15 protein-coding genes are annotated in these 18917 nt (G+C 68.6%); 3 read left to right on the forward strand and 12 right to left on the reverse strand.

Features of this window, described 5'->3' with window-relative positions; genetic code table 11:
- Positions 1-46 precede the first annotated feature (46 nt).
- From ACWCIA_RS01890 to wrbA, 8 genes are all read right to left on the reverse strand, one after another.
- Positions 47-2056 carry a methyl-accepting chemotaxis protein gene (locus ACWCIA_RS01890; protein ID WP_454160416.1) on the reverse strand — a complete coding sequence of 670 codons (2010 nt, stop codon included), beginning with the start codon at positions 2054-2056 and terminating at the stop codon, positions 47-49.
- Positions 2057-2147: 91 nt separating this feature from the next.
- Positions 2148-3998 carry an ABC transporter transmembrane domain-containing protein gene (locus ACWCIA_RS01895; protein ID WP_454160417.1) on the reverse strand — a complete coding sequence of 617 codons (1851 nt, stop codon included), beginning with the start codon at positions 3996-3998 and terminating at the stop codon, positions 2148-2150.
- Positions 3999-4041: 43 nt separating this feature from the next.
- Positions 4042-5106 (reverse strand): lipocalin-like domain-containing protein, encoded by a 1065-nt coding sequence (locus ACWCIA_RS01900; protein ID WP_454160419.1) that lies wholly within the window; start codon positions 5104-5106, stop codon positions 4042-4044.
- Positions 5106-7652, reverse strand: coding sequence for an FtsX-like permease family protein (locus ACWCIA_RS01905; protein ID WP_454160421.1), 2547 nt, complete (start codon positions 7650-7652; stop codon positions 5106-5108). The genes ACWCIA_RS01900 and ACWCIA_RS01905 overlap by 1 nt, the downstream gene beginning before the upstream one ends.
- Positions 7640-8071 carry a DUF4124 domain-containing protein gene (locus ACWCIA_RS01910; RefSeq protein ID WP_454160423.1) on the reverse strand — a complete coding sequence of 144 codons (432 nt, stop codon included), beginning with the start codon at positions 8069-8071 and terminating at the stop codon, positions 7640-7642. The genes ACWCIA_RS01905 and ACWCIA_RS01910 overlap by 13 nt, the downstream gene beginning before the upstream one ends.
- 13 nt (positions 8072-8084) lie before the next feature.
- A complete protein-coding gene (locus ACWCIA_RS01915; RefSeq protein ID WP_454160425.1) occupies positions 8085-9494 on the reverse strand; it encodes an FAD-binding oxidoreductase in 1410 nt (469 codons plus the stop codon).
- Positions 9495-9500: 6 nt separating this feature from the next.
- The gene (locus tag ACWCIA_RS01920; RefSeq protein WP_454160427.1) at positions 9501-9899 is read right to left on the reverse strand and encodes a DUF2069 domain-containing protein; all 399 of its coding nucleotides are present in this window, start codon (positions 9897-9899) and stop codon (positions 9501-9503) included.
- Positions 9899-10519 (reverse strand): NAD(P)H:quinone oxidoreductase, encoded by a 621-nt coding sequence (wrbA, locus tag ACWCIA_RS01925; RefSeq protein ID WP_454160429.1) that lies wholly within the window; start codon positions 10517-10519, stop codon positions 9899-9901. The genes ACWCIA_RS01920 and wrbA overlap by 1 nt, the downstream gene beginning before the upstream one ends.
- Positions 10520-10617: 98 nt before the next feature.
- On the opposite strand from wrbA, the gene ACWCIA_RS01930 reads away from it, so the two are divergent.
- Positions 10618-11967 (forward strand): YihY family inner membrane protein, encoded by a 1350-nt coding sequence (locus ACWCIA_RS01930; RefSeq protein WP_454160431.1) that lies wholly within the window; start codon positions 10618-10620, stop codon positions 11965-11967.
- Between the two features lie 82 nt (positions 11968-12049).
- On the opposite strand, the gene ACWCIA_RS01935 is transcribed toward ACWCIA_RS01930, so the two are convergent.
- From ACWCIA_RS01935 to ACWCIA_RS01945, 3 genes are read right to left on the reverse strand one after another with little or no spacing between them, the layout of a single operon-like run.
- Positions 12050-12340 carry an Mpo1-like protein gene (locus tag ACWCIA_RS01935; RefSeq protein ID WP_454160433.1) on the reverse strand — a complete coding sequence of 97 codons (291 nt, stop codon included), beginning with the start codon at positions 12338-12340 and terminating at the stop codon, positions 12050-12052.
- A 15-nt stretch (positions 12341-12355) separates the two neighbouring features.
- The gene (locus ACWCIA_RS01940; RefSeq protein WP_454160435.1) at positions 12356-13165 is read right to left on the reverse strand and encodes an alpha/beta fold hydrolase; all 810 of its coding nucleotides are present in this window, start codon (positions 13163-13165) and stop codon (positions 12356-12358) included.
- A gap of 2 nt (positions 13166-13167) precedes the next feature.
- Positions 13168-14478 carry an O-acetylhomoserine aminocarboxypropyltransferase gene (locus tag ACWCIA_RS01945; protein WP_454160437.1) on the reverse strand — a complete coding sequence of 437 codons (1311 nt, stop codon included), beginning with the start codon at positions 14476-14478 and terminating at the stop codon, positions 13168-13170.
- A 206-nt stretch (positions 14479-14684) separates the two neighbouring features.
- Here ACWCIA_RS01945 and ACWCIA_RS01950 point away from each other — a divergent pair, with 206 nt between their 5' ends.
- A complete protein-coding gene (locus ACWCIA_RS01950; RefSeq protein ID WP_454160439.1) occupies positions 14685-15140 on the forward strand; it encodes a CBS domain-containing protein in 456 nt (151 codons plus the stop codon).
- A gap of 210 nt (positions 15141-15350) precedes the next feature.
- Here ACWCIA_RS01950 and ACWCIA_RS01955 read toward each other — a convergent pair whose 3' ends face one another.
- Positions 15351-17606, reverse strand: a complete 2256-nt coding sequence (locus ACWCIA_RS01955) for an EAL domain-containing response regulator (RefSeq protein ID WP_454160441.1) — start codon at positions 17604-17606, stop codon at positions 15351-15353.
- A gap of 211 nt (positions 17607-17817) precedes the next feature.
- Between ACWCIA_RS01955 and aroC the strand changes: the two genes are divergently transcribed.
- The gene (aroC, locus tag ACWCIA_RS01960; RefSeq protein ID WP_454160444.1) at positions 17818-18912 is read left to right on the forward strand and encodes a chorismate synthase; all 1095 of its coding nucleotides are present in this window, start codon (positions 17818-17820) and stop codon (positions 18910-18912) included.
- Positions 18913-18917: the final 5 nt, after the last annotated feature.

Consider the following 18917-nt stretch of genomic DNA (forward strand, 5'->3'; position numbering starts at 1 on the left):
AGTGGGCGCAGTTGGGGTGGGCACGGGGTGCCCACCCCACGGGCGTTCAGCCGTGAGTCAGCGCCGGACGCGTTTCGCCCCGCACCGCCTCATCCAGCCTGAACAACCTCACCGCCCGCGCCAGCTCCGCCGCCTGGTCCTGCATCGCCTGCGCCGCCGCGCTGGCTTCTTCGACCAGCGAAGCGTTGTGCTGGGTAGTCTCGTCCATGTCGCCCATCGCGCGGTTGACCTGTTCGATGCCCTTGCTCTGCTCGGCGCTGGCGGCGGTGATGTCGGCCATGATGCTGGTGACCCGGCCGACGCTGGCGAGCACTTCGTTCATCGTCAGGCCGGCCTGCGATACCAGCTTGCTGCCGGCGTCGACTTCCAGGCTGGAGGCGGCGATCAGGCCCTTGATTTCCTTGGCCGCGGCGGCGCTGCGCTGGGCCAGGTTGCGCACCTCGGTGGCGACGACCGCGAAGCCGCGTCCCTGTTCGCCGGCGCGCGCCGCTTCCACGGCGGCGTTCAGCGCGAGGATGTTGGTCTGGAAGGCGATGCCGTCGATGACGCCGGTGATGTCCGAGATCTTGCGCGAGGACTGCTGGATCGATTCCATGGTGTCGACTACCTGCGCGACCATGCTGCCGCCTTCCTGGGCGATGCCGGAGGCGTTCACGGCCAGCGAATTGGCCTGGCGCGCGTGGTCGGCGTTGCGGCGCACGGTGTCGGTCAGTTCGCCCATCGAGGACGCGGTGCTGGCCAGGCTGCCGGCCTGCTGCTCGGTGCGGGCGCACAGGTCGAGGTTGCCCGACGAGATCTGGTTCGAGGCCGTCGCGATCTGTTCGGCACCCTCGCGCACCTTGCCGACCACCGCCGACAGCTTGCGGCTGATGCCGTTCATGGCGTCGGCCAGCAGGCCGATCTCGTCGTTGTGGCGGCGCTCGATGCGCACCGTCAGGTCGCCGTCGGCGATGCGGATGGCGGCGTCGCGCGCCGCGGCCAGGGGGCGGGTCACCGAGACGCGGACAAAGGCGTACAGGGCGGCGGCGAAGCTGGCCAGTGCGATCAGGCCGAACAGGAAGTAGCGGTTGCGCAGGGCGCTGGCTTCAGCCGTGATTTCGTCGCGGTAGGTGCCGCCCGCGACCACCCAGTTCCAGCCCTTGATCGGGGCGAAGGCGACGATCTTCTCGCGCGCGGCGCGCTCGTCCGGATTCTGCCAGTCGTAGGCGATCGAACCGGTCTGCTTTTCGAGGATCTCCTTGATGAAGGGGCGGCCGTCGGCGGCGCGGCTGTCGAGGATGTTGTCGCCCTCGCGCTTCGGGTGCACGATCAGCTCGCCGTACTGCTTGCCCGGTGCGGAGTTCAGGACGTAGAAGTAGCCGGTCTCGCCGACCTTGATGGCGCGGATGCGGTCCTTCAGCAGGGCCAGGTCCGGGGTGATGTCGACGCCGACATACAGGGCGCCGACGACCTTGCCGGCGCCGTTGCGGACCGGCTCGTACTGGGTGATGAAGTTCTTGCCGAACAGCTTGACGAGACCGACGTAGGTCTTGCCCTCGCGCAGGGCCGCATAGGCCGGGCTGGCGCGGTCGAGCTGCGTGCCGACGGCGCGCTCGCCGTTTTCCTTTTTCACCGAGGTGGTAACGCGCACGAAGTCCTCGCCGGTGGCGGCGAAGATGGTGGCGTTGCCGCCGGTCTCCAGGCTGAACTTGTCGGGGGCGCTGAAGTCGAGGTTGAGGACCGTGCCGTCGTGCTTCAGGGTCGGGACCTGCTTGCCGCCGATGTCGACCGTGACCGCTTCGTCGAGCTCGAAGTCGCCGCCGAAGCCGGAGCGGAAGATGCGGCCGAAGCTGACCGCCTCGCTCGACACCGTCTTGTTGAACAGCTCGACGGTGTTGATCACGCCGTGCAGCTCGTTTTCCATGTTCCGGGTAGCACGGTCCTCGAGCAGGTTCGCCGTGGTGAAGCTGATCGTCAGAACGAGCGCGGCAATGATGGCGCCGACCAAAGTAAAGGTGAAGGCACTGATCTTCGTGCCCACGCTCCAGTTGGCAGGGTGATATTTGTGGTTCGACATGGCAAACGGAAAGAGATGGCAATACCAAACATCATATTCGGGTATTGACGCAAATCAACAATAATTTGCCAAAACCATCACTTTCTTAGTGTCAACTTGCAACACCCGACGCCGGATGTTCAACATGCATGTGGTGGAATTGCAGCGCCGCCAGGTTGGCGTACATGCCCCCCATCGCCACCAGCGAGGCATGGGTCCCGGTTTCCACGATGCGCCCGTCTTCCATCACCACGATGCGGTCGGCGCGCTGCACGGTGGCGAGGCGGTGGGCGATGATGACGGTAGTGCGGCCGACCATCGCCGCCTCCAGCGCGCCCTGCACCAGGCGTTCCGATTCGGCGTCGAGGGCGCTGGTGGCTTCGTCGAGCAGCAGCAGCGGCGGATTCTTGAGCAGGGCGCGCGCGATCGCGATGCGCTGGCGCTGGCCGCCCGACAGGCGCACGCCGCGCTCGCCCAGGAAGGAGCGGTAGCCCTGCGGCAGGCGCTCGATGAATTCGTGGGCGGCCGCCATCCGGGCGGCGGCGATGACTTCCTCGTCGCTCGCTTCCGGGCGGCCGTAGCGGATGTTTTCCATCGCGTCGGCCGAGAAGATGACCGTGTCCTGGGGCACGATGCCGATCGCGCCGCGCAGCGTGTGGAGGTCGAGGTCGCGGATGTCGACGCCGTCCAGGGTGATGGCGCCGGCCTGCGGGTCGTAGTAGCGCAGCAGCAGCTGGAACAGGGTGGTCTTGCCGGCGCCCGACGGGCCGACCACGGCCACCGTCTCGCCGGGGCGGATCGCCAGCGACACGTGCGACAGCGCGGCCGTATCCTGGCGAGATGGATAAGCGAAGGTCACGTCCTGCAGGGCGAGCGCGGCCCCGTTCGAGGAGCGCACCGGCAGCGGGCGCGGATGCGCCGGATTGCGGATGTCGGCGCGGGCGGCCAGCAGTTCCAGCAGGCGCTCGGTGGCGCCGGCCGCGCGCTGGGCCTCGCCCATCACCTCGGAGAGGGCGCCGATGGAACCGGCGACGATGGCCGCGTAGAGGATGAACTGGCCCAGGTCGCCGCTCGTCATGCTGCCCGCCAGCACGGCGTGCGCGCCGAGCCACAGCACGAAGACGATGGTGCCGAACACCAGCACGATGGCCAGCATCGTCAGCAGGGCGCGCGCGCGGATGCGCTGCATGGCGGCGCGGAAGGCGCCCTCCACGGTCGCGCCGAAGCGCTCGGCCTCGATGGTCTCGTGGGTATAGGCCTGCACGGTGGGCATGGCGTTCAGGATTTCGCCGGCCAGGGCCGAGGCGTCGGCGATGCGGTCCTGGGAGTCGCGCGAGAGCTTGCGCACGCGGCGCCCGAACAGCACGATCGGCACGATCACGGCCACCAGCAGGGCGAGGATGATGGCGGTGAGCTTGGCGCTGGTCACGAACAGCATCACCAGGCCACCGAGGAAGAGCAGGGTGTTGCGCAGGGCCAGCGAGATGCTGGTGCCGACCACGGTCTGGATCAGCGTGGTGTCGGTGGTCAGGCGCGACAAGACTTCGCCGGTCTGGGTGGTCTCGAAGAATTCGGGACTCTGCTGGACCACGTGGCGGTAGACGGCGCCGCGGATGTCGGCCGTGACGCGCTCGCCCAGCCAGGACACCATGTAGAAGCGCGCGGCGGTCGCCAGGCCGAGCACGGTGGCGACGGCGAACAGGGCCAGGAAGGCGCTGTCGATGTGGCGGATGCCCTGGCCGCCGCCAGCTGCGTTGCCGAAGCCGAGGTCGATCATCTGCTTGAAGGCGGCAGGGATGGCCAGCGTGGCGCCGGCCGCGAACAGCAGGGCGATGCCGGCCAGGACGAACTGGCGCCGGTAGGGGGTCAAGAAGGGCAGCAGGCCCTTGAACGCCGCCAGGCTGCCCTTGGCGGGAACCCGCGCCGCGGCAGGAGATTCGGTGCTGCTGGATTGCTTCGTCATCGTGTCGCTTGTTGTTGTTCTGTCTCTGTGTTCAATACGGCGTTCAAAGTTTCATCGGCCGCACATAGCCCGTCATCTCGAGGTAGCCGCGGCCCGCCGGCTTGCCGTCGCGCGCCACCGTCACCGCGCCCTCCCAGTAGACGGCGCCGGTCGAGCGGCGCGAGTCGAGCTCCTGGTCCTCCTGCAGCGGGGCGATCTGCCAGCGCGTGTTCCCGGTGGTGATGGTGGTGGCAACCGGGTATTCGGCATTCGTGCGCGGCGACTTCCACCGCGCCTGCGGGGTGAAACCGACCTGCTCCGGTGCGTAGCGCGTCACCTTGCCCTCGCGGTCGCGCACCGTCGCGTGCGCCCATAGTTTACCACCGTCCTTGCGCCTGATCTGGAAAGCCATCAGCGCCGATCCGTCGTCGAGGTTGGCGCCGACCCAGTCCCAGCCGCTGGCCTCGGGCTGCAGGGCTTCGCTCGACCATTCGTGGTCGAGCCAGGCGCTGCCGGTCACCACGCCGGCGGCGCCCGTGCGGCCGGCCGTGCCGCTGACCTTCAGGTGCGGCTGGCTGTAGTAATAGCTGGCGTGCTGCGGCGCCGGCCCTTTGCGCGAATAGCCGTTTTCGCCCTGGACCAGGGTCGGCTGGGTGGGCACGAGCGACAGGTCCAGCGTCAGCTCATTCGAGCGCACGCTCACCCGGTAGCTGCCGTCGGGCGCGCGCGTCATCCGCCAGTCGTCGAGTTTCAGGTCGGTGTCGCCGGCTTTCGCCCAGGCCAGGCCGAAGCCCTCGCGCGCGCTGCGCTCGGCATGTACCAAGCGGCCGTGCGCCTGGTCGGACACCGCCGCATGGCCGATCACCAGCTGGTGCGGGGCAAAGGCGCTCGGGTTGGCCGTGTCGTGCTCGGTGCGGCTGCGGAAGAAGGTCACCTGGAAGCCGAGCGGCTTGCCGTCGGCAGTCTTGAGCCAGCCGGTGACGTACCACCATTCGGTGCGGAATTCCGGATGGGCGCCGAAGTCGGCCGGGAAGCTGAGGGACTGCACAGGTTTGACAGGGGCGAACGCGGGCGGCGCCGCGAAGCACAGCCTGGCCATCAACAGCAGCATGAGTGCGACGACACGCATTACCAATCCTCCCTCACGGCGCGCACCGGCCCGCCCGACAATGCGAAACGCCCCGACACCAGCGCCGTCGCGACCGAGGCCGCCACCAGCACCGAAGCCACCGTGGCCAGCAGTCCCCAGGGCAGGTGCAGCCCCATGGTCCAGTGGAAGGACTGCGGGTTCACCACGAACACCAGGATCAGGCTGATGACCAGCCCAAGCGCGAAGCCGCAGGCCACGCCGAGCAGCGTGAGCAGCCCGCCCTCGCAGGCGAGGATGCCCAGCACCTGGCGCCGCGTGACGCCGACGTGGCGCAGCATGCCGAACTCCTTCGCCCGCGCCAGCGTCTGCGCCGAGAAGGTGGCGGCCACGCCCGACAGGCCGATGACGATGGCGATCGCCTCCAGCAGGTAAGTGACCGCGAAGCTGCGGTCGAAGATCTGCAGGCTCATGGCCCGGATTTCGCCGGGCCGCGCCAGCTGCAGGGCCGGCCCGAAGGGCAGCGTGCGCAACGCGCGCTCGATGCCGTCCACGCTTGCATCGCCGCCGGCATAGATCGCGGCATCGGTGACTTCATCGAGACCCGTCAGGGCGCGGTAGTCAGATAGGCGCACCACGACCGAGCCGGACTGGTTGGCGTAGTCGCGCCAGACGCCGGCGATGAAGAAGGGCGCAGGGCGCCCGCCCAGCGGCAGGGCTATCGTCTTGCCGACCTGGGCGCCATAGAGGTCGAGCATGGCTTCCGACACCCAGGCCGGGCGAGCGCCCGCCGGAATCGGCGCCGATTCGCCGACCAGGAACAGCAGGCGGCCGGGATCGGCGGCATCGATGTCGCGCGCGATCAGCACCACGTCCGGGCGGCTGGCTTCGAGCGAAATCGGGCGGGTGCGCAGGAATTGAACAGGATTGCCGCCGGCCGCGCGCAGGATCGCTGCCTGTTCCGGCTTGCCGAAGAAGCCGGAACTGCCGCCGGACGCCGTGCGCACGTACAGGTCGGCCGGCAGGATGTGGCGCATCCAGTCGTCCACCGAAATCCGGAAGCTGGCCACCATGATCCCCATCGCGACCATCAGGCTGAAGCTGGCCAGCACGCCGCCCAGCGCGATCGAGGCCTGGCCGGGGGCGTTGGCCAGTCTCGCCAACGTCAGCGCGAGCACGGGCGGCGCTGTGGGGTTGCGCAGGAGCGGCCGGTTCAGCAGGCGGAAGGTGGCGGACGCCAGGCGCGGCATCAGGCCGATGCCGCCGATCAGCAGCAGGGCGATGGCGACATAGCCGAACAGCGGCAGCTCGAACACCGGCGGCGCGAAGGCAAACGCCCCGGCCAGCAGCAGGCACACGAGCGAGGGCCAGACGCGCGCCAGGCGCGACAAGGCTGCCTCGTCGTTGCCGGACTTGAGCGCGACGGCCGGCCGGGCGCGCGCCGCTTCCAGCGCCGGCGCCAGGCAGCCCAGCAGCGCGACCCCGAGGCCGAGCGCGAAGAAGACGATGGCCGCGACCGGCGTGAACACGACCTGTGGCCGGATGCCCGGGAAGTAGCCGGCGCCGAGGTCGCCGCCGAAGAAGCGCAGGGCCAGGGCCGCCAATGCGTAGCCGCCGGCCACGCCCAGCAGCGAGCCGATCACGCCCAGGCTGGCGCCTTCGATCAGCACCTGGCGCAGCAGCTGGCGGCGCTCCACGCCGAGCACGCGCAGCAGGGCGAACTGGCTGCGCCGGCGCATCACCGACAGCGCCTGGGTCGAGAACACGAGGAAGGCGCCGGTGAACAGGGCGACCAGGGCCAGCACGGTGAGGTTGACGCGGTAGGCGCGGCTGAGGTTATTGTTCCGGCTTTCCTGCTCGCTGTCGTTGGGCTGCTGGATGCGGAAGCGGCCCGGGAAGCGCCGTTCGAGGTCGGCGGTGAGGGCTTGCTCGAACCCGGCGCGGTTGACGCCGTCGCGCAATTTGAGGTCGACGCGCGACAGGCGTCCCAGCTGGCCAAAACGCCATTGGAGGGCGCCGATGTCCATCACGCCGAAGCGCTGGCCGGGCCTCGCGCGCGCCACCGGGCCGGCCACCCGCAGCGCAAGGTCGTTCGTGCCGACCCGCAGCACCAGAGGTGCGTCGTTCAGATTGAGCCAGCTTTGCGCTGCCGGCGACAGGAAGACGGTGTCATCGCCCAGCACGTCGGCGCCCCGTCCCTCGGCGGGCACGCCCAGCAGGTCGGGCGCGATGTAGCCGGCCCTCAGCGGGTCGATGCCGACCAGGCGCAGCGAGCCCCTGGCCGAGGGGACGGCGGCCTGCACCTCGAGCACCGGCGAAGCCAGGGCCACGCCTTCGTATTGCGCGAGGACCGGGTAGATGGTCTCGTCGAAGGTCGCCTCGCGCCCGAGCACCTGGACGTCGGCCTGGCCGGACAGGCTTTTCACGGCCGCTGAGAATTCGTTGAAGGCGGCGGCGTTGATCAGGTGGATGGCGAAACCCATCGCCACGCCGACGGCGATCGCCGCCACGGCCAGCACGGCGCGCACGGGATGGGCGCGCCATTCCCCGAGCAGCAGCCAGCGCGACAGGACCTTCAGGCCGGACATTCCACCGCCAGCGCCTCCGCCTGCCGTTGTGCTTTCAGGCGCGCCGCGTCCGGCGCCTCCCGTCCCGAGCGTGCGACATCATCAAGGGCCCATTTCTGCTTCAGGCGCAGGCGCTCGCACTTCTGGCGCTGCTGCTGCGCGGCGCGGGCGGCACGCGCCCCGTCGCGCTCTTCCGCCTGGATCCGCGCGGCGCGGCCCTGCTGCAGCTCGGCCAGCCGCGCCTTGTCGCGCTCCAGGCGTGCCGCGGCGGCGGCTGCATCGGCGGGCGCGGGCGGCACCGCCAGCGCCGAGGTCGAGCCCCGCGCGCAGGGCTGCTCGCCATAGCTGACCTTGCCGTCCACCGTGCATTTATAGACCGTCTGCGCCGCCGCGTTTCCCGCCAGCAGGCATGCCGCCATCACCACCATGATCCGTCCCATAGTCTCTCCCCGTTCACAGGATTTTGCCGGGGTTCATGATGCCGAGCGGGTCGAGGGCGGTCTTGATGGCACGCATCATGTTCAGTTCGACCGGGTCCTTGTAGCGCTGCAAGTCTTCGCGCTTGAGGGCGCCGATGCCGTGTTCGGCCGAGATCGATCCCTCGAATGCGGCCACGCTGTCGTGGACGATGCGGTTGATCGCGCCCTGGTTGGCAAGGAAGGCGTCGTGTGCGACGCCGTCCATCGGCGCCACGTTGTAGTGCAGGTTGCCGTCGCCGAGGTGGCCGAAGCAGACTACCTGGCAGCCGGGAAAGGCCTCGCCCAGGCGCGCGTCGGTGGTGGCGATGAAGTCGGCGATGCGCGAGATCGGCAGCGAGACGTCGTGCTTGATGTTCTTGCCGGCGCTGGCCTGGGCCAGCGGGATGTGCTCGCGCAGCTGCCACAGGCCGCCCGACTGCGCGCTCGACATGGCGACCACGGCGTCGATGGCCAGGCCTCCTTCGAGGGCCGCTTCGATGCCGGACTCCAGCAGCCGGATCGCGTGCTCTTCGGATTCGCTGCTCGACACTTCGAGCAAGGCGTACTGGGCATGGGTGCCCGCGAAAGGACGCGGCAGGTGCGGGAAGTGGGCCGCCACCAGGCGCAGGCAGTAATCCGACATCAGTTCGTAGGCGGTCAGGCTGGAGCCGCACACGTCCTGCATCAGCGACAGCAGCGACAGCGCGCTGGCCGGCGAATCCATCGCCACCAGGGCAGTGGTGGAGGCTTTGGGCTGCGGGTAGAGCTTCAGCACGGCCGCGGTGATGACGCCCAGCGTGCCTTCGGCGCCGACGAAGAGTTCGCGCAGCGCATAGCCGGTGTTGTCCTTGCGCAGCGCCCGCAGGCCGTCCCAGATGTCGCCCTGGGGCGTGACCACTTCCAGCCCGAGGCAGAGTTCGCGCGTATTGCCGTAGCGGAGCACGGCGGTGCCGCCGGCATTCGTCGACAGGTTGCCGCCGATGGTGCAGCTGCCCTCGGCGGCCAGCGAGAGCGGGAACAGCAGGCCGGCGGCGGCGGCGGCGTCCTGGATGTCCTGCAGGATGGCGCCGGCCTGCACCAGGATGGTGCGGTTGGTGGCGTCGACCTCGAGGATGCGGTTCATGCGCCGCAGCGAGAGCACGACCGCGGTGCCGCTGGCGTCGGGCACGCTGCCCAGCACGAGGCCGGTGCGCCCGCCCTGCGGCACGATCGGCACCCGCGCCTGTGCGCAGGCCGCGACCAGTTGCGCGACCTGGGCCGTGTCGGCCGGCAGCAGCACGGCCAGCGCCCGCCCGGTGAAGCGGCCGCGCCAGTCGGTGAGGTAGGGCGCCATCGCCGGCTCGTCCGCCAGCACCCAGGACGCGCCGACGATGCCGCGGCAGCGCCCGAGGAATTCATCAGTCATGCGTCCTCAGTCATGCGGCACTTTCACCTTGTCGAGCAATTCCTTGGCGAGCTTTTGCGCGGCTTTTTTATACGGACGCAGGTAGAGCAGGGCGCAGGCGAAATACACGCAGACCAGCACCACTTCGCCCATCGCCATGAAGCGCGACAGTTCCTCGCGGTCGCTCCAGGCACGCACCACGCCTTCGGCGAAGTAGATGAGGATGACCATCGACGACCATTGCAGCGTGTAGAGGTCGCGCTTGATCACGCCGCGCAGCGGAACGAGCAGCGGCAGGGCCTTGAGCGCGAGCAGGGAACCGCCGGGGTGCAGCGGGGCGATCCACATTTCCCAGGCCACCAGCCAGCCGGTCAGCCATACGAGGCTGGCGATGGCGCCACCAAGAAAGAGCTTCGGGGTTTGCATCAGCGTGTTCCATGCAGTGGTAAGCGCAGCTTCGCAGCCGCCTCGGCGACGCGGCGCCCGAGTGCGATCGCCAGGCGCTTTTCGTCTTCCGTGACCGGCTTGTCGCCGTCGATCCCGGCCCAGTGGGTGGCGCCGTAGGGGCTGCCGCCGCTGGCCGTGTTCATCAGTTCCGGATGGGTGTAGGGCAGGCCCATCACCATCATGCCGTGGTGCAGCAGCGGAATCATCATCGACAGCAGGGTCGCTTCCTGGCCGCCGTGCAGGCTGCCGGTGGAAGCGAACACGACCGCGGGCTTGCCGGACAGGGTGCCGGACAGCCATTCGGCCGCGGTGCCGTCGAGGAAGTATTTCATCGCCGCCGCCATGTTGCCGAAGCGCGTGGGCGAACCCAGCGCCAGTCCTGCGCATTCGGCCAGGTCTTGCAGCTCGACATAGGGAGCGCCGCCGTCGGGAATGGCGGGCTGGGTCGCTTCGGTCACGGTCGAGACGGCCGGCACGGTACGCAGGCGCGCCTCGGCGCCGGGCACGCTCTCGATGCCTTGCGCGATCAGCTCGGCCAGTTTGCGGGTGGCGCCATGGCGCGAGTAATACAGAACAAGAATGGTCAGGGTCGGATTCATCGTTGGTATTATAGAATGCTTTGCTTCATATATCGCTCAAGCATATTGCTCAAGCTGCATTACTCAAACGAATGCCCCTGGGCGAATCGAACGACAACATGCTTTCAAAAACGGTGAACGCGATTTCGCGTTCCACAGGTGAGATGTTCACCCTCGGCGCCGAGCGCGTGCGCGGCCTGACGCTGGGCGAGGCGCGCGACCTGGTGCGCTTCGCACGGCGCCGCCTGCGCGAGGAAAAGTTGCCGCAAGTGGCCGGCAGCCTGACCTTCACCACCACCCTCGCGCTGGTGCCCTTGTTGACGATTGTGCTGGCCATTTTTACCACGTTTCCGATTTTCGGTCAGCTCCGCACGGCGCTGGAAACGTATTTCGCCCAGGCCCTGATGCCGAAGGCGATCTCGAACACCATCATCTCGAACCTGACCCAGTTCGCCGACAAGGCCAAGGGCCTGTCCCTGCTGGGCGCGGTGCTGCTGTTCGTCACCTCGACCACCATGATGGGCATGATCGAGCGCGTCTTCAACCAGATCTGGCGCGTGCGCCGGCCGCGCCCGCTCATGCAGCGCATGCTGGTCTACTGGGCCCTGATCACGCTCGGCCCGCTGCTGTTCGGGCTCTCGCTCTCGTTCACCGCGCAGCTCTTCACGGCCACCGGCGGCATGACGAAAGCGGTGCCGCTGCTGGGCACGGTGATCTCCACGCTGGCCTCGCTCGCGCTCACCACCGGCGCCTACACGCTGCTCTACGTGGCGGTGCCGAACCGCCCGGTCGACTGGCGCGACGCGCTCTGGGGCGCGCTGGCGGCGGCCATCGCCTTCGAGCTGGCCAAGCGCCTGTTCGCGCTCTTCATCCGCCAGTTCCCGACTTACGCCATCATCTACGGCGCGCTGGCGGCGCTGCCGCTGTTCCTGCTGTGGATGTACCTGTCCTGGCTGATCACGCTGCTGGGCGCGGTGCTGGCGGCGGCGCTGCCGACCGTCAAATACGAACGCTGGTGGCACGTGCCGGCGCCGGGCGGCGTCTTCATCGACGCGATGGCCGTGCTCAAGGTATTGCACGGCGGCGCCCACGCCACTGGTTCCGCGCTGGTGCCGCTGGGGGCGATCCGCGCGCATACGCGCATCGGTTACGACGAACTGGGGCTGCTGCTGGAACAGATGGCGGGCGCCGGCTGGGTCGGGCGGGTGCAGGCCGAGACGGCGCCGGGTATGCTCAAAGGCGCGGCCGTCGAGGCCTGGGTGCTGCTGGCCGACCCCGACAAGCTGAGCGTGGCCGACGTCTACCGGCTGTTCGTGTTCGGCGGCGCCCGGGCGGCGCTGGCGCCGGCGGCGCGGCAGGTGGCGGGGTCGCCGCTGTCGCTGGACACGCAGGCGCTGGCGCAGCAGGTCGAGGGCGCGGTAGCGCAGGGGCTGGACCGGCCGATCAGCCGGTATTTCTCGGAGGGTTGAAGTATTTGTAGGGGTGGGTGAGGCCAATGGCCTCGACCACGGCTTCACCGGGCACTTGTGCCCACGCGGTCCACAGGACAACTTACCAGCTCAGCTTCCCCGTCAACATCTGCCAGTACATCACCCAGTCCGCCTTGAACGACAGCCACGGTTGTGCGAAGGTCGCCGGCCGGTTGTGCTCGTAGAAGAAATGCCCGATCCAGGCGCCGCCGTAGCCGAACAGCAGGGCCCCCAGGATCCACCAGGCGTTCATGCTGAGGACGGCCGTGGCCAGCGCCAGGATCGCGCCCGAGGTGCCGATGAAGTGGGCGCGGCGGCAGCGGCGGTCGGCGTGCTGGGTCAGGTACCAGGGATAGAACTCGGCGAAGGTCATGATCGAGCCTCCTGGTCAGTCGAGTGTGGCCGCGAAGCCGGCCAGCGCATCGAGCACCGCGTCCGGCTGTTCGCTCATCAGGGAATGGCCGGCGTCGACCTGCACCAGCTTGCCGTGGGCGATCGCCCCGGTCAGCAGCTTGGTCGAGCGCGGCGGGGTCATCATGTCCTGCCTGCCGAAGATGAACAGCACCGGGCAGCGTACCGCTGCGGCGGCAAGCTCGCCGTTCGCGTAGGCGTTGCAGGCCGAGAAATCCGTGTAGAAGAGCTGTTCCGGATTGATGGCCGACATGCGCGCCATCAGGCGCTTGGCGCCGCCCATCACCGAGAAGCCGGGCGCCGGGCTCGAAGGCTTGTGCGCGAGCGTCGAGTGCGACCAGATGTTGACCATGTCGATCGCCGCCGCCTCGTCGTCGCGCGCGGTGGCGAGCAGGGCGTCCGAGACCTTCATCGGGTAGGTGGTGCCGAGCAGGGCCAATGCCCGCACCCGCTGCGGTGCGCGGTGGCTGGCCTCCAGCGCGATCAGCGACCCCATGCTGTGCCCGGCCAGCATGGCGTGCCGTACGCCGGCCGCGTCCAGCACCGCCAGCAGCCAGTCGGCCATGGCTTCGACGCTGGCCAGCGCCGGGCCTGCGCTGCGTCCGTGGCCCGGCAGGTCGACCGCCAGCACGCCGTAGCCGTGGTGGGCGAACCAGCGCGACTGCAGGGCCCACACGGAATGGTCGTTCTGGGCGCCGTGGATGAACACGACCGTCGGCAGTTCCCGGTCGAAGGGCTTGCCGCCGCTGTAGCAGTACGCGGGCTTGCCGTCGAGTTCCACGATCATGGTCAGGCTCCTTTCTGCGACAGTTTCAGCGCGCGCGCCAGGTCTTCGATCAGGTCGTCGGCGTCTTCCAGGCCGACCGACAGGCGCATCGTGCCCTCCGTGATGCCGGAGGCCGCCAGCTGCTCGGCCGGCACCCGGAAGTGCGTCGTCGAGGCCGGGTGGATGACGAGCGACTTGGCGTCGCCTACATTGGCCAGGTGCGAGAACACTTTCAACGCATCGACGAAGCGGCGGCCGGCCGCGCGCCCGCCCTTCAGGACGAAGCTGAAGACGGCGCCACAGCCTTTCGGCAGCAGGGTCTTCGCCAGCGCGTGGTCGGGATGGCTCTCGAGTTCGGGGTAGGACACCGATTCGACCGCCGGATTGGCGAGCAGGAACTCGATCACGCGGCGGGTGTTGGCCACATGCCGGTCCATGCGCAGGCCCAGGGTCTCGATCCCCTGCAGCACGGCGAAGGCGTTGTGCGGGCTCATGACGGCGCCGAAGTCGCGCAAGCCCTCGCGCCGCGCGCGCAGGGCAAAGGCGCCGACGGTCGACTCCTCGGTAAACACCATGCCGTGGAAACCTTCGTACGGGGTGCACAGTTCGGCGAAGCGGCCGGTGCGCTCATACGCCCGCTGCCAGTCGAAGGTCCCGCCGTCGACCAGCAGGCCGCCGATCGCCGTGCCGTGCCCGCACAGGAACTTGGTGGCCGAGTGGAACACCAGGTCGGCGCCGAGGTCGAAAGGGCGCATCAGGTAGGGCGTGGTGAAGGTGGCGTCCACCATCAGCGGCAGGTCGTGCTCGTGGGCCAGCGCGGCGATGCGCGGGATGTCGAGCACGTCCAGGCCCGGGTTGCCCAGGGTTTCGCCGAACAGCACTTTGGTGTCGGGACGGATTGCGGCGCGCCAGGCGTCGAGGTCGCGCGGGTCGACGAAGGTCGTCTCGATGCCGAAGCGCTTCAGGGTGTAGGCCAGCAGGTTGTGCGAGCCGCCGTAGAGCGCCCTCGAGGCCACGATGTGCGATCCCGCGCCGGCGATGGTCGTCAGGCCCAGGTGCATGGCCGCCTGGCCGCTGGCGGTGGCGATGCCGGCCACGCCGCCTTCCAGGGCCGCGATGCGTTCTTCCAGCACGGCATTGGTCGGGTTCGAGATGCGCGAATACACGTGCCCGCTGCGCTCCATGTTGAACAGCGAGGCGGCGTGGTCGGAGTCGCGGAAGGCGAACGAGGACGTGAAATGGATGGGCGTGGCGCGTGCGCCGGTGCTCGGATCGGGCGTGGCGCCCGCGTGCAGCGACAGCGTGTCGAAGCCGGGATATCGTGGACCGCTCATGGTGTACTCATCAAGGAAAGAACGATGGGCGGCATCGTAGCACTCTTATTGACGAATGCGCATCATTCTGGGGCGGACCTGGGGCTGTTCGCCCTGTGAATCTGGATTTTCTGCTAGGCTTAGGCTACATTCGTGTTATGCCTTAGACAAAGACTTAGCTAAAGAAATTACTAGTGAATACATTAACTGACGCCGGGGTGGCCAATATGAAAGTTTCGGAAATCCTGCAGGTGAAAGGCAACATCCTTTATACGGTGACCCCGGAGACGCTGCTGGCGGACGCGGTCAACACCATGTCCGAGAAGGACATCGGCTCGCTGGTGGTCATGGAGTACGGCGACCTGGTCGGGATGCTGACTTTCCGCGAAGTGATCAAGGTGCTGCACGCCAACGGCGGCGCCCTCGGCGCCGGCACCGTGCGCAAGCACATGGACGACAGCCCGATCACGGTCACCCCCGAAACCGAAGTCAACGAAGTGCGCCGCATGATGCTGGAAAAGCACGCGCGCTACCTGCCGGTCATGGACGCCAAGACCCTGCTCGGCGTGATCTCCTTCTACGACGTCGCGCGCGCCGTGCTGGAAGCGCAGAGCTTCGAGAACCGCATGCTGAAGGCGTATATCCGGGACTGGCCGGCGGAGCAGGAAGCGGCGGAGGATTGAAGGTCACGCACGCGCGTGACCGGTAGGGTGGGGACCCCGTGCCCACGCGGAACGCAGCGCAGTGGTACGCTCATTCAGAGCGATCACGCGCCGCATCGCTGTAAACCGAAGCGATACCGTAAAGCGCTATCGTGACGCGTCTGAAACGCCAACATGACGCAAGCTTCCGCGTGGGCACGGGGTGCCCACCCTACGGGTTTGCTCTGGGTTTTACGCCGCGCGCTCCAGCTTCTGCCCACCCAGCCACTCCAGCATCGCCTGCGGCGACATCGGCCGCGCGAACAGGTAGCCTTGCGCCAGCGGGCAGCCGAGCGCGTGCAGGATCTGCGCCTGGCGCTCGTCCTCGACGCCCTCGGCGATCACCGACAGCCCCAGGTTGCGTCCGAGCTGGATCACCATTTCCGCAATGCTGCTGCCGCGTGCCGAGCCCGTGATCTCGGTGACGAAAGTGCGGTCGATCTTGAGCCGGTCCACGTTCAGGCGCTGCAGGTGCGAGAGCGAGGAGAAGCCGGTGCCGAAGTCGTCGATCGCGATCGAGACCCCGGTACGCTTGATTTGCGCCAGCATCTCGACCAGCTGCTGCGGTTCCTCCATCGCCATCGATTCGGTGATTTCCAGCTCGAGGTATTTGGCCGGCGCGCCGGTCGCCGCCAACGCGCCGCACAGCAGCTCCACGAACTGCGGATGGCGGAACTGGGCCTGCGAGACGTTGACCGACATCGTGAAGTCCAGGTAGCCGGCCGCGCGGATGCGCATCAGCTCGGCGCAGGCCTGGCGCAGCACCCAGGCGCCGATCTCGACGATCAGGCCCGAGTATTCGGCGATCGGGATGAAGCGGTCGGGCGGGATCATTTGCCCGTCCGCGGTGCGCCAGCGCAGCAGCGCCTCGGCGCCGAAGGGCTTGTGGGTGGCTAGGTCGACCTGGGGCTGGTACGCCAGGAACAGTTCGCCGCGTTCCAGGCCGCCGCGCAGCGCATGCATCATGCGCACCCGTTCGCGGATCTCGACGCCCATCCCGCGCGAAAAATAGAAGTGGCCGCCGCGCTGCTGGGATTTCGCCCGCTTGAGCGCGATGTCGGCGTCCTTCAGCGCATCGGCGCCGCTGGCGTCGTGTTCATTGAGCTTCACCATGCCGAGCGTGCTCGATACCTGCACGTCCTGGCCGTCGATGGCGAAGGGCGCCTCGAACAGGGCGTGGATTGCTTCCGGGGTGTTGAGCGCGCCGTCGCCGAGCACGGCGAAGGTGTCGCCGCCGATGCGTGCCAGATGCAGGCGCGGGTCGAGCCGGGCCTGCAGGCGCTGGGCGACGGCGACCAGCAGCAGGTCGCCGAAGCCATGGCCGAGGGCGTCGTTCGATTCGGCGAAGTGGTCGAGGTCGACCAGGGTCAGGATGGCATTGCGGCTGCCGGCAGGGGCTGCCGCCACCACTTTGTCGAGCTCCTCCACCAGGCGGGTGCGGTTCGGCAGGCGCGTCAGGCGATCGAAGAAGGCGGCGTCGTTCAGGCGCCCGACCAGTTCCAGGTTGTCCAGCCCGACGGCGACCACGCTGGCGAAGACCCGCAGCAGGCGGCGCGCGCCTTCGCTCACGGGATGCAGCAGCGGGATCGCCGCCGCGAAATCGCGTCCGGACTTGCCGGGGAAGTAGAGCGCCAGGCAGCCGGGCCCGAAACTGAGCGAGCGCTCGTCGAAGGCGCGCCGCAGGCTGGCCGCGATGCGGGTGTCGACGTGGACTTCGGGCGGGCCGCCTTCGAGGTCGCGGCCGCTGCCTTCGCCGCCGAGCACGCGCAGCTGGCCGCGCTCGCGCGTGCACAGCACGCCGTCGGCCGGCTGGCCGAGCAGGGCGGCCGCCTGCACCAGCACCGAGCGCGCCACCTCGCGCGGGCACTGCAGGGTCATGAACCCGGCCCCCGCGTGGACGATGCGCTCGAGTCCGGCGCGGCCCACGCTCAGCGCGCGCAGCTGCTGGTAGCAGCGCACGGCGGCGGCCACGGTCGTGTACAGCTTGGTACGGGTCAGTTCGGACTTGGTGCGGTAATCGTTGATGTCGAGGTCGCGCACGGCGTCCATCTCGGGCGCGTAGCCGGGCTGGCCCGTGCGCAGGATGATGCGCACCTCGAGCATGCCGAGCGTGTCGCGGATGTGGCGCACCAGGTGCAGGCCGGCGTCGGGCTGCTCCATGACGACGTCGAGCAGGACCACGGCGATATCTGATTCTTCGGCCAGCAGCGCGCGCGCTTCCATGCTCGAGCGGGCATGCAGGAATTCGAGGGGGCGTCCCTGGACGTCGAGGCCGGAGAGGGCGAAGGTGGTGGTGGAGTGCACGTCGGCATCGTCATCCACGATCAGGACCCGCCAGGCCGGGCGCAGGGAGAGCGTAGGCGTGACTGACACCGTCGGCGCTTCGTCCAGGAAAACCAGGTCGTCGTGCGGGTCGGCACCGACTCCCGGCGTCATCGATGCGGGCATTGTTATTGCGTCTCCAGGCATGGGCTCTGCATTTCGTACCGGGGGCAGTATAGCGGACATTATGAACTTGAGCGGGGAAATATTGCCGTACGGCAAAAAAATGACCGGCCGCGTCGCACGGCGGCATCGCCGGGTCCACTTTTTGGCCGCCCCTGCCGGCGCCGCCCCGCGCTGGTAGAATGGTCTTTTCGCCACTTCCCTTTTCGCTACCATGTCCGGCAATTCATTCGGCAAGCTGTTTTCCGTTACCACCTTCGGCGAGTCGCACGGCCCCGCGATCGGCTGCGTCATCGACGGCTGCCCGCCGGGCCTGGCGCTGAGCGAAGCGGACATCCAGCCCGAGCTCGACCGGCGCAAGCCCGGCACCTCGCGCCACGTCACCCAGCGCCAGGAAGCGGACCGCGTGCAGATCCTGTCCGGCGTGTACGAGGGAGTCACCACCGGCACCCCGATCGCGCTGCTGATCCCGAACGAGGACCAGCGCAGCAAGGACTACGGCAACATCGTCGAGACCTTCCGTCCCGGCCACGCCGACTACACCTATTGGCACAAGTACGGCGTGCGCGACCCGCGCGGCGGCGGGCGGTCCTCGGCGCGCCTGACCGCGCCCGTGGTCGGCGCCGGCGCGGTGGCGAAGAAATGGCTGCGCGAGCGCCACGGGGTCGGCTTTGCCGGCTGCATGCGCCAGCTGGGCGAGATCGCCATCCCCTTCGGCGGCTGGGAGCACGTCGCCAACAACCCCTTCTTCGCCGCCACCGATGACGCCGCGCTGCTGGCGCGGATGGAGGCCTACATGGACGAGCTGCGCCGCGCCGGCGACTCGATCGGCGCGCGCATCGACGTCGTCGCCACCGGCGTGCCGGTGGGCTGGGGCCAGCCGATCTACGACAAGCTCGACGCCGACATCGCCTACGCGATGATGGGAATTAATGCGGTGAAGGGCGTCGAGATCGGCGCGGGATTCGCCTCGGTGGCGCAGAAGGGTTCGGAACACGGCGACGAGCTGACGCCCGGGGGTTTTGTGGGCAACCAGGCCGGCGGGGTGCTGGGCGGGATCTCGACCGGCCAGGACATCACGGTCTCGCTGGCGATCAAGCCGACCTCCTCGATCCGGGTGCCGCGCCGCTCGATCGACAAGGCGGGCGCGCCGGCCACGGTGGAAACCTTCGGCCGCCACGACCCCTGCGTGGGCATCCGCGCGACGCCGATCGCGGAGGCGATGCTGGCCCTGGTGCTGATCGACCACGCGCTGATGCACCGCGCCCAGTGCGGCGACGTGCAGGTCGACACGCCGAAGCTGCGGTAATCGGG

The organism is Massilia sp. SYSU DXS3249, from assembly GCF_053668055.1.